At 63.1% G+C, this 11698-nt stretch carries 8 protein-coding genes and 1 pseudogene; 2 read left to right on the top strand and 7 right to left on the bottom strand.

Annotated elements, in window-relative coordinates; all coding sequences use genetic code 11:
- Together AC1DJN_RS16485 and AC1DJN_RS16480 are read left to right on the top strand one after the other, a co-directional pair.
- On the top strand, positions 1–564 hold a 564-nt coding region (locus AC1DJN_RS16485), incomplete at its 5' end, for a DUF6766 family protein (protein ID WP_478039511.1).
- A gap of 29 nt (positions 565–593) precedes the next feature.
- Positions 594–1124 carry a cysteine hydrolase family protein gene (locus AC1DJN_RS16480; RefSeq protein WP_442251173.1) on the top strand — a complete coding sequence of 177 codons (531 nt, stop codon included), beginning with the start codon at positions 594–596 and terminating at the stop codon, positions 1122–1124.
- A 70-nt stretch (positions 1125–1194) separates the two neighbouring features.
- Here AC1DJN_RS16480 and AC1DJN_RS16475 read toward each other — a convergent pair whose 3' ends face one another.
- The 7 genes and pseudogenes from AC1DJN_RS16475 to AC1DJN_RS16445 form a co-directional block, all read right to left on the bottom strand.
- On the bottom strand, positions 1195–1743 hold the full coding sequence (locus tag AC1DJN_RS16475; RefSeq protein ID WP_442251172.1) for a DUF4376 domain-containing protein: 549 nt from the start codon (positions 1741–1743) through the stop codon (positions 1195–1197).
- 1 nt (position 1744) lies between these two features.
- A complete protein-coding gene (locus AC1DJN_RS16470; protein WP_442251171.1) occupies positions 1745–3043 on the bottom strand; it encodes a carbohydrate binding domain-containing protein in 1299 nt (432 codons plus the stop codon).
- 10 nt (positions 3044–3053) lie between these two features.
- Positions 3054–5891 (bottom strand): hypothetical protein, encoded by a 2838-nt coding sequence (locus AC1DJN_RS16465; protein ID WP_478013521.1) that lies wholly within the window; start codon positions 5889–5891, stop codon positions 3054–3056.
- Positions 5892–5897: 6 nt separating this feature from the next.
- The gene (locus tag AC1DJN_RS16460; RefSeq protein ID WP_442251169.1) at positions 5898–9629 is read right to left on the bottom strand and encodes a phage tail protein; all 3732 of its coding nucleotides are present in this window, start codon (positions 9627–9629) and stop codon (positions 5898–5900) included.
- A 66-nt stretch (positions 9630–9695) separates the two neighbouring features.
- Complete coding sequence (locus tag AC1DJN_RS16455; RefSeq protein ID WP_442251168.1) at positions 9696–9863, bottom strand: hypothetical protein; 168 nt, start codon at positions 9861–9863, stop codon at positions 9696–9698.
- 55 nt (positions 9864–9918) lie between these two features.
- Positions 9919–10545 carry a hypothetical protein gene (locus AC1DJN_RS16450; RefSeq protein WP_478017512.1) on the bottom strand — a complete coding sequence of 209 codons (627 nt, stop codon included), beginning with the start codon at positions 10543–10545 and terminating at the stop codon, positions 9919–9921.
- 138 nt (positions 10546–10683) lie between these two features.
- Positions 10684–11698 (bottom strand): annotated as a pseudogene (locus tag AC1DJN_RS16445) (hypothetical protein); the annotation flags it as partial.

Below are 11698 nucleotides of genomic sequence, written 5' to 3'. Positions count from 1 at the left end.
GGCCTCAACGTGCACAATCAAGATCTCATTGAGCACGGCCGGGCGCCACTGGATCTCTGGAGCTACGTTGCCAGCGGTCACTTCATTAGTGCCACTTTTGAGAACTGGGAAAGCGAGTTCCTTCAGATGGGAATGTATGTACTCCTGACGGTCTCGCTGCGACAGCACGGGTCGGCAGAGTCGCGCCCCTTGGATCCGGCACAAGAGGAAGAACGGGTGGAAGCGGGGCCTACGCCCTGGCCAGTCCGACGAGGAGGATTGTGGAAGACCCTTTACGGCCACTCTCTTGCAATAGCCTTTGGTGCGCTATTCCTCATTAGCTTCAGTCTTCACGCAGTCGGAAGCTGGCGTGCTGRGCAAGTGGAAGAGCAGCTGATTGGAAGGCAGCCTCCCAGCTTCTTAGAGCACCTGGGCAGCAGCACCTTCTGGTTCGAATCAATGCAGAACTGGCAGAGTGAATTTCTGGCCGTCCTATCCTTGGTGGTGCTGACGATCTTTCTTCGCCAAAAGGACTCGCCGCAATCGAAGCCCGTACATGCGCCGCACGCTCAAACTGGAGACTGACCTTGGAGAGATCGCCAGGCAATACGGCATTGCTGATCATCGACATGTTCAGCCGCTTTGACTTCCCCGACGCAGCGCGCTTGGCACCGATCGCTGTAAAAGCTGCGACAGAGATCCTTCGCCTAAGGGAACACTGCGATTCAAACAACTGGCCGGTGATCTACGCAAACGACAACTTCTCGGACTGGAAGCTGGATTTCCAACAACAAGTCGCTCAATGCCTGAGGAATGGTGGCCCTTCAGCACGTATCGCCAAGCTCTTGTCACCAAAGCCCGATCACTACTTTGTCCTAAAGCCAAAGCACTCAGCGTTCCTCGCGACCCCATTACCAATCTTGTTGGCCAAGCTGGGTGTGCGTCGTCTCTGGTTAAGCGGTATGACTGCCGACTCATGCGTGCTGGCAACGGCTTTGGATGCCAATGCCCGCGAGTATGAAGTTCATGTCGCACTCGAGGCAACGGGGGGACAAGCCGCTAGGAAGCATCGGGCGTTACAAACACTGTCAGAATCGAAGGCGGCTGGCGTGGCGCGCGTTGCGTCGCTCCTTCGCAATAGCTGACTATTTTTTGGCACATGGCCGCAATCTGGCCGCAGGCCATGTTGTGGCAGCGTGATGGATGAGGTCGGAGTCAGTCCGCACCCAATCCAGCGACAGGTGGGCTTTCGTGCCCCAGGCCGGATTCCGATGGCCAGCCGCCCATCACGTCGTAGGCGTCCACGTCAGCCTGCGTCTGCAACTGCTCGATTGCGTCATGGTGCGCGCGCTCGGCGGTGAAGCAGGCCTGCACGTGGGCGGAGATGGCCAGGGCGATACCCTGCAGCTCCGGCGCGGTCAGCTGCACCCACCCACTTTGTGCCTTGAAGTCCACCGATTCCAGCCCGCCGAGCTGAATGGCCGACAGAACGCCGCTCAGGCGGTTCTGATCGTCAAGGTTGGTGCCGACTTGCACGCCTGCGATTGTGATACCACCAGTCTCGCGGTTCCAACGTTCCGCAGTTGCTGCAGCCAGCAGATCCGCTTTGACCTCGGCCAGCGACTTGGCAGGCATCACCGGCAGCGGTGTGTTGCCATCGTCCAGCCATTTTTCGTAGTCGTCCCACATCCAGTGGCCACGAGGGATGTTGGCACCTGTACCAATGCAAAGAATCATGTCGGGGTTTTCAGTGAGTTGGTACACGTTAGAACTCCGCGTCTGCAGTGAAGTGGAACCAGCCACCGAAGGTGCCAGCGTTGTTTACCCAATTGATTTCGCAGCCGCCTTCGCTCAGCCCGCGAACGGTGGGGACGCCGCTACTGTCTGCGTTGTCTGACATTGTGACTTTGTTCGGGTTGCCGGAAACGGCGCCGTACACTGTGACAGCCGGAGAAGTTCGCATGCTGACCGGGAACCGCAACGCATACGCCGTAAAGCTGGGTGAGTTGGTCCCGGAAATTTGCAGGCCCGTTGCAATCCGCCCGGGATCAGAGTTGGGCGTTCCTGCCTTGGTCGCCAAAGCGTAAGACTTAGAGTAATACCGCTGACACAGCAGCAATTCCTGTCCCACTGGGCGCCAGTCGTATTCGGTCGCCGTGGGGCCTTTCTCCATTTGCACTTGCGCCACTTCAAACAGGCCGGTTTGCCCGATCAACTGCCCACCAAACAGAGCTGGTCGGTCATCGGAGTAGAAGAACGTAAAGAGCAGGGCGTTACCGCCGCCCACCGTCTTACCGACGATTGAAGGCACGTCAAAGGTGACGCTGTACTTGGTGAACGTCGTGGTGAGGGTAATCACGTCCGGCGCAACAACTTGCACCAGCGCTGATCCACCACTACCGAAGTGCTGCTGAATCAGCAAGCCCACCTTCTTGCCCGCCACACCGCTGCGCATCCAGAAAGACACTGTGGCCTTCCCGCCTGCAAATGAATGCACACCCTCAATCCACTGGCCTACCCACGCCGATGTGACGCCGGAAACCACATTGAAACCGAGGAACCGCGTGGAATCTGGAATCTCGCCTGGGGTGGTTGAGCCAAGCCCCCAGTTACTTGTCACACCGGCCCCTGCTGAAGAGCAAATCCAACGGTCCGCCGTATAGGCTGCAGAGTTGGTGATGGTGCCAGGGTTGCCCCGCTGGTAAATGTCGAAGTTGCCATTGATGATGCGATTCTTGCCGAGGATGCGTGCCGACAACGAAGCATCAGCATTGGCACGCGCCGTTGCCTCAGCCTGCACTGCCGCGACGCGATCGGCGGTTTCCTTCGTGATAAGTGCGTGCTCTGCGTCGATTCGTCCAGCTAAGGCAGCATCGGCCGCAGCGCGCGCAGCGATCTCCTCGTCCAACCGCGCACCCGTTCCAGCTGTGCCACTCTCCAGCGCCTCCAACCGCTCTTCTGTCTCGGTGATGTTGGCGTTGTGCTTGATGTTGGCCGACCGTGTCGGCTCACCGAAGCGGCCATTTGGCTGCGGCGTATCAATGTCGATGTGTCGAAGTGCCATATCTGCTCCGTTACATTTCTACCGAGATCATCGATAGGCTTTGAGTGATGGTCTGCTGCTGGAACGTGCCAGACGTGTGCGTCACATCCTGGGCGGTGAACCCAGTGATGACGGCGCGGTACTGCATGGTTTCCGAGCTGGGGCTTGTGTCGTTCACGGTGAACGATCCACCCCAGTTCGATACGGCGCGGTCGGATGTGTCCGGCTCGTTCATGATGTTCACCGAGCCTCCGACGTTCAGCACCTGCCACAGCGTTTCGGCGTTGTTGCCGACCTTGCGGTAAATGTCGACGCGGGCTGTGTTCTGACCCGCCCCTGCTACGAAACCGGACGGGCCCAACGAGGTCTGCACTCGTTCATGCCGACGCGTAAAGCTCACGGTCACCGTTCGCACGCGGCCGTTGGTCGCAAACGGTCCATTCACCAGCTCGGTTCCGATGGTCTGCGTTGTCGTGGTCTGGACCGCGTTGCGCAGCACGCCTGCCGACAGCTGGCCACCGAAGTAGGCGCTGCCGTTGGCGTCCATCCACATCATGGCGTTGGTCTTCGACGCTGCGGCCGCGCCCACGTTGGGGCCAAAGTAGTCGATGAGGTTGTCACCGTTGGCACCGAAGCCGGGACCGATGATTCTCTGAGCTGCCCCCTTCCAGACACGCAGGTAGCCGTTGCGCCACTCCATGCCCTCGGCAGCGCCGTTCGGTGCCACGATCTCCATGCTGCTGGTCAGGAACCGCAGGCTGACCACGTTGCCGTCGTTACCCAGTTCCATACCACCAACCAACGGACCGTTGCCGCCGTCGGCGATCAGGTGCAGGAACGCTTTTGCCAGCACCTGCGCCAGGCCACCCTCGGTCTGCACGACCCGGGCTTCCATGCCCTGCACCACCTGCGCGCTGGCCTTGCCGTCCAGGTCGACGCGCACGCCCTGCAGTGACTCGGCCACCGCCTCGATGCCGTCGGCGTTCTGCTCGACCGATGATCGCAACTGCGAGACGGCTTCGGCCGATGCCTTCCCCTCCAGCTCAACCTGCACGGTGTCGATCCGCTGCGCCTGCGCGGAAACGTCAGTGGCCATCGCCTGCAGCTGCTGCGTGGTCAGGGCCTTGAACTGCCCGACATTTGCATCAAGCCGCACAACGGCCTCCGCGTTGGCTAGGTCACCCTCGGCAATGACCGTGTAGACCGTTTTGCTGCCGGCGAACACGTCCAAGTCGCCAGAGAAGGTGTCCTCATCACCGGCGTGATCCCCCTCCAGTTGCGCCGTCATCGAAGTGACGCGTTCCCCGACCGCACGCAGTCCGTCTTCTGTTTCCTCAACCTTGGCGCTGACCGTCTCCAGCGCTTCCACAGACGCCACCAGGCCTTCGCCGGCGGGCATGCGTGCCTTGACCAGCCGAATGGCCTCGGCGTTGGCGCTGTCGCCTTCTGCGCGCGCCTGGCGTTCCTCGGTGACGCTGGCCTCCGTTGCCAGCGGCCCATCGCCGACCGGCATCCGGGCCTGCAGGATCTCGATTGCGATCACCGCGGCCTCATCGGCGCTGACACGCGCGTCCCTTTCGGACGCGAACAAGCCGGTGGCCACCTGGGAGAGGTCTGTTCCCTCGTAGTCTCCGCGCAGCTGGGCCGCCAGGCTCTCCCGCTTGCTCGCCTCGGCAACGTCCCCCGCGACCCGCGCCCGGGCCTCCTCCTGCACCAGCGCCACGCCGGCACCCGGTGTCGGCCGGCCGATGGCCACCCAATCCACCAGGAAGTAGTTGGCCACCGCCTGCTCGTCGCCGAACTGCAGGCGAACCGCATCCACCTCGCCCGGCCACCAAGCAATGTCCGCCACGTCGACCGTGGCCACACCATGGTCATCCCACAGGGGCTGGGGGATTGGCGCCCGCTTGTCCACGTCCCAGTTCTGGTCCTCGGCCGTGATCCACTGCAGGTAGCCGTTCCACACCGGCGTGCCCACTCGCTTCACGCGCAGCTTGGCGAAGCGATAGGCGCTGCCGTCGATCTCCAACGCCGGCGGCGACTGCACCCATGGTGCCTCGGTGCCATTGGCCGGCCGCAGCCAGCCGTCGATCACAATGGGATCGGACCCGTTGCCGGTCCAGCCCTCGGCCGTTGTGTCGAAGTACCAGATTTTCCGGCTATCGAACTGCGTGCCGCTGCCGGCCACGATCTCCGACAGCGCGCGCGACAGTGATTCAACGTCGCTCTGGCGGGTTTCGGCCTCCAGCGTGATGGCGGCCTCGCGCGCCAGTCGCTCGTTGAGGTCGCCGTCTGCTCGGTGCTGCGCCTCCTGGGCGATTGCTTCCATGGCGTCCGACACGCCCTGCTGCCGCAGCGCCGCCTCGGCCAGCAGATCGCGTGCAGCATCGGCCAGCCCGTCGGCCCGGGCAGCGGCCTCGATTGCGTCCCCCTCGATGCGGTCGGCAATCTCCTTGGCCAACCGTTGCTGCTGCTCGATCAGGTCGTTCGTGGTCGGCGACGGCGTGGCCTCCACCACGGAACCAGAGCCCGGCTTTCCGCGCACGGTCGGGGTGATCCGAAACCACCACTTCGTGCCGCTGCCGTCGCTGTAGAGGTAACGGGTTTCGACGGTACGGTAAATCTCCGTCCACGGCCCCTGCGGGCTCGGCCCGCGCTCGATCACGTAGATCACCCCGGCCTGGTCGACCGGGTTCCATTCGATCAGCACACCATCGGCCACGGGGTTGGGAACAACCCCGTCCACCGGCGGCACCTCCGGCGGTCGATAGGCCACCGGGAACCAGGTCGAGTAGCGCGGTGCCGCCGGAGACGGGGACGGCAGCGCGCCCACGCCAATTTCAACCAGCGTGAGTTTCCTTGCCAGCATTGCGGATTACCTCGCGTATACAGCGTTGAGAGATTTGCGCAGCGCGCTGCTGCTGGACGTGCGGACGCCTTGGGTGGTGGTCGCCAGCAGATCCCGCAGCAGCTGGTTCTGCTCGGTGAGCAGCGCATTGCCCTGCTGCACTGCTGTGGTGGTCTGTGATTGCGCGTCCTTGTTCACCACCAGGTCGAACACGGCACGGCTGAAGTTGTCCGGCATCGCTTCGATTGCATCGGCCAGTTGGCCCATGCTCGTGCCATCCTCCTTGTCCAGGTCGCCCACCTTCATGCCGTCGATCAGGCCGGTTACCTGGTCATACAGACCGTTGTAGTCCTTGCCGCTGGCATAGAGGTTCCGACCGAAGCCCAGCGCCGCCTGGGCCGCCGACTGCGCGGCGCTGGTATCGCCACCGGCCACCGCCCGCTGCAGCTCCTTCATCGCCTGGCCCAGCTTCTCCTGGTCCGTCAGCGGCGACAGGTCACTGATCGACAGGCCGTACTGCATGGCCTTCTTGTCCTTGTCGATCTGCGCCTGCAACTTGCCCATGTTCATGGCCCGCAGGGCTTCGATCTTGGCCAAGTCCTCAGCGCGCGCACCGGACAGGCCCAGCGCCTTGGCGTAGTCGTTGGCCGACTTCACCTGCTGGCGGTAGGTGCGCTCGATGGTCAGCGCCTGCTGCTGGTAGCTCGACAGGTCGCCGGTCATCAGCTGCGTGGAAACGTCTGCCATCAGCGTGGCGTAGTTGCCCAGCAGCCCCGTCACCTTCTGGACCTGCGTGGCCAAGTCGGTGCCGGCGACGCTGGCCAGGTCCTGGAAGTAATCAACGGCCTTGTTGACCTTCTCCACCTCCATGCCGCTGAGGGCGCGGCCCAGCTCGTCGGCATTGCCCACGGCCAGTGCGATGGAAGCACTGAGGGCCGAGAACACATCCGACGCTTCGAAGTAGCCATCCAGCTGGCCACCAAACCCTGCCGCCCGCACTGCCTCGGTAAACAGGCGGTCCGTCATGTCGGCCAGGTAGGCTTCCAGCTGGGCCTTCGCTTCCGCCGAATCCGCCGACAGCTGCAGCTTGCCCAGCGACACCTTCACCCCGGCCAGTTGCCCGGAGAGATCCACGCCCAGCTGCTTTGCCAGGTCAGTGGCTGCCCCGCGCACCTGGCGAGCCGCCATGTCGAACGTGCGATCAATGCCCGGATCCAGCGCCCCGTACTGCGTCCACTTCTTGTCCGAGCGGAACAGGCCGCCCTTGGCCTTGATATCGGCGTAGGACTGACCGTTGAAGCCCCCAAATCCGTAATCGCCCGTGATGCCCTGCCCGGTCACCTTGGGCGCACTGCGGCCGAACAGCTTGGCGTGGATGCTGGAGCCCGACAGGATGGACGCCGTCTTGTCGTTGAAGCCCAGGCCGCGGAAGCCCTTGTCCGCCAGCCCGACGGCGCCGGCCGTGGCGATCTTGCCCGCCCAGCTCTCGCCGTTGGCAATGTCCCAGCCCTGATCGAACAGCTCGGCATTCTTCATCATGCCGGCGACGACCCAGCCGATGATCGGCACCGCTGCCGCAGCGGTCGATGCGGCACCAGCACCAGCCGCCGCGGTCCCGCTCGCTGCAGAGGCGCCGCCGCCGGCGAACGCAGCCACGTTGTTGCCAAAGCCCGCGAGGCTACCGGCACTGATTCCGCTGCTCGCAGCACCTGCGCCAGCGCTGAACAATCCCTGCCCCTTCGACAGCAGGCCGGCGATGTTGCTCAGGTTCTTGCCACCGGCGGCCGATCCGTTGCCGCCGAATAGACCCATGAGGCTGTCCAGGCTGAAGCCGCCACCCTTGCCACTGATCCCATTCATGATCTGCGTCTGGATCGGGATAATCAGCTTCTGCTTTGCGATCTCGGCAATCATGTCCCGCAGCCCGCGCTTCGCCGCGTTCTTGAGGCCATCCCACAGATCGTCGAATTTGCGCATTCCATCCACTGCAAAGTCGGCGAACGCATCGACACCGTCGGCTAGGCCAGAGACGATTACGTTGGCCATCGCCTCGACGTGCGCTGCGGATTCCTCAACCTGCAGCGACAGTTCCGCAGCAGCTGCTGCCGCCGCCAGCATGGACTGCTCGTAGTCCTCGTAGCTGGCTGCCCCCTTGGCCAGCGCCAGTGCCTCCTTGCTGCCGGCCGCCTCGACTGCCTTCTGCAGTTCGTCGCGCATGTCCTTTTCGTTCACCAGCTGTCGGCGATACAGCTCGCGGGCGCGCCCAACCTTGCCCAGCATGACCAGCTCAGTATCGAACGTCGCCAGCAGCTGCTCAGGCCCGGCCATAGCCTTTTCAACTTCCGCAGCGACTTTGGCGTACTCCACTGCGCTCTGGCCCATGAGCACATTGGCGTCGGCCTGGGCAATGTTGCCCTTGGCCAGCAGCTCGTTGTACTCGGCCATGTTGCCAAGGTGTTTAGCCATGGCCTCGGCCAACGGCCCCTCCATGGCGCCGGCGGCTTCTTGTGCTTGCTGCCTGTAGCGTGCGATTTCCTCGGCGCGGCGCTTTGCCTCGTTGTCCGATCTTTCTCGATCAGACTTCCCAATATTTCCCGTAGGCTTGTAGCCAACCGAGTTCGACTTGAGGGCGGAATCAGGCAGCATCTGCCCGTTGTCAATCAGGGTGACTTGGGGCCCATATCGACGTGTCAACTCGCGCTGGATGCGAAGGCGCTCTGCAAGAAGCCGCTCAGCTTCCTTGTCGCGTTGGGGAGAGGGAGCCTCGACCGTGAGCAGCAGTCGGCGCCTTGCGCCAAGGTCGCCCATCTGCTCATTGAGCGCATCTTCTGTAGCGCTACTGAGAGCACCTGGAGCGGCACCCTCCAAGGCCTGAAGTTCCGCCATGCGGCCAATCAGATTGACGATCTGAACTGCACCGCTGGCCATCTCGCCCGTAAGCTCCGCGACCCAACGGGTGACGCTCGCGAACGCATTCCGCGTCTGCTGCGAAGCCATGAACTCTGTCAGGTTGTTCAGCTCGGGCAGCAGCTCCTCCGCGACACTGACCTTGAGCCCCTTCATCGCAAGGTCCGCTTCCTGCGTGATCTCGCGGAGGCGAACTGTCGCTTTCGACGTGTTCCCGTCAATGATCGCCCCCGCTGCTGCGGCGGCATCGCCCCACTGCTTGAACCCGGCACTGCTGTTCCGCAGGAGGGGAATCAGATGGGCCGAGTCACTGGCGATGGCCTCCATGTAGGTGACCATTTCCGATTGCGAAAGGTTCGCTCGCTCCAGGCTATTGAAGAACAATCCAAGTGCATCGGGACCTGAAAGGGTTCGGAACTGCTCAGCCGTTACCCCCGTGCGCTTGGCAATGTTCTCGAAGAAGTCGGCCATCGCGCCGCCGCCCGTCTGGACGTAGTCGCCGATCTTGTCCTGCACATCCTTGAAAATGTCCGCCAATTTCTCATGACTAATTCCGACCACGTTGGCACCCGCAGCCATACGTTGGAAAGTCTCTGAGCTACTGCCCGAGAGGGATGCAAGGCGCTCGTACTGAACTCCGAGTTCAGCCACCTCACGTGTCCAGGCTACTGCCGCCGCGCTTGTGCTCGTGATGCCTGCCGAAAGAGCCAAACCAATGGCCGTGCCAGCCTTCTTGGCAATAGCCTGCATGCGGTTCATCGATTGCTCGAACTGCCGAGCGGCTTGACCGGCGTCCTTTACAAAGGAGCCGGTCTTCATCAAAAGATCGACGGTGAGTGTGTAAAGAGACATTGCGGCTCCAGAAACGAAGAAGCCCCGCTCATGGCGGGGCTTTAGGTGGGCGCCGGTAACTCCGGCCTATCTACCCATGATCTGCGATTGGTGGCGCTCAGCCTGAATGACGCGAGCCAGCGCAACCAAGAAAATGCCGAACGCGATTGCGCCGACCCCCATGGTTGCCTTGGTGAGCATCAATGCTCCGGCCAATGCGGCCAAGAGCCCAAGAACTGTCAGCAGGATGTACATCGTTCCCTCTCTGCTTTGATTGTCCGGGAATGATGCCACTGTTGGAGGCTCTCGGTCAGGCGGGCACCTCTTCGAACTCCATGTATCCCGTGAAGTACTGTCGGCTAATGTTCTCCGCGCTCGGTAGCTGAGTTGGGTAGCCGTACAGCGCGGATCGCGCTGCCAGCCTCAGATCCAACGCCTTTGTTGCTATGTCCCTGTACTGAGGGACCACACAGGAACGGCGGCGCCCGGCCAGCGCCGCAGCGACTGTCTCCCAATCGCCCCCCGCCAGCCCGCCGCCCCGAACAACGTCGGTAGCCCGGCCCGAAAAGCTGCAGGTCAGGCGGCGGTACACCGCGCCGGGAACAGTGTTGACCTGACCGCCCTTCGTTCGCGTGTGAGCGCTGGTGTCGATGGTRGCGACACCCCATCCGTCGCTGATACCAACGTCGACAGCCTGGAAGATCGCAATCTCGCCGATATCGACGTTCGTCACCGTTGCGTCGATCTCCACCGACACAGTCGCAACAGGCACCTGCGCCTGTGGAAATAGCCACGCGCACACGCTGCCGTCAGGGAGCCGCGTGGTTGTGCCCACTGCGCCTGCAGCACGAACCTCAACGCCAGGAGGGACGTTCAGACCCAGCGCTGCCACGATCCCTGGCACGACAGCCTGTGCCAGCGTGACCGTGACAGACAACGGCCCCGTCCTGCGGATCCGGCTGGCGCGACCCGGCTTGCCATCGAACAACGCTGAGCCCTGATCGCTACTCAGCCACGTTCCGCCGGCCAGCGTCACGGTCACCGCTGCAGGCATTCCAAATCCGATAAGCACGTTTCACCCCCACAAGGTCAGCACCACATCACCCGTGGCTGGGTTTCGCTCAACTCTGCGCACCAGCACCGGCTTGCCGTCGGCCAGGCCGTACCGGCTGTAGGTCAGGCGGCCAATCTGCCCGGGCAGCGGCGCAAGTTGCTGATCGCCGCGGACGGTGACCTGATAGAAGAAGCGCTGCCGCTCGTAAATCGCCACCACCCGGTCGATTTCGGCCTGGGCATCGGCTGCCCGCCAGAACAGCGAGATCACCGGATCTGCTGCGTCTGCCCGGCGGTAGTGAGCGTTCAGCGGGCCCGCAGCGAATACCTGGCCGCGATAAAGGGCGGTCAACTCGTCGCGCCGCGCCTGCGGAACGTCGACCACATCGGTGACCAGATCCGACGCACCGAGAGCCTGGGCATTCGGCCTGTAGGCCATGCGCCGCGTCAGGCTGGGTGCGTCATCCGGCACGCCCACCAGGTCACTGGCCATATCGTCTTCGGTCAGCTCGAACGCCGGCACGCCCTGGTAGCTCTCCGGCGCCACCACCCGAACGAACCGCAGCACCCCCGTCGCATCTTGGTAGCAGCCCGTTCCGTAGCTCGGCAGAATGGCGTTGAGCGCATCGCGGCCCGTGATCGAGGTTCCCGCGTAGTAGCCGACCCCGGCGTAACCCGAGGCCGCATCCACGGCAGCGCAGTCCGCTGCCGACCATGCCCCCATGCTGAGCCGCCCCATGATCTCGGCGACCGCCACAGACAGCGTGGCGGGCGCCATGCCGCCCCCCACGCTGGACAGGTCAACCACAACCGGCGTCACTGGCGGAGACTTCATCAGCAACTGCTGGCGATCCGGAGCCACCTCGAACGTCCCCGGCTCCATCAGGTCGCCGCGATCCATGACGGCGTCGACGTAGACCGGGYCATCCGCCAGGAACATGGACGTGGCATCAGAGTTGCCGCCGGCCGCCGGCACGCTCGCCACCGCACCGATCACAACCGGCTGTGGCTTCCATGCCAGAGTCGCGACATTGGGG

This window comes from Stenotrophomonas sp. 05L414_2 (assembly GCF_056397905.1).
This window is presented reverse-complemented; position numbering and strand designations above follow the sequence as displayed.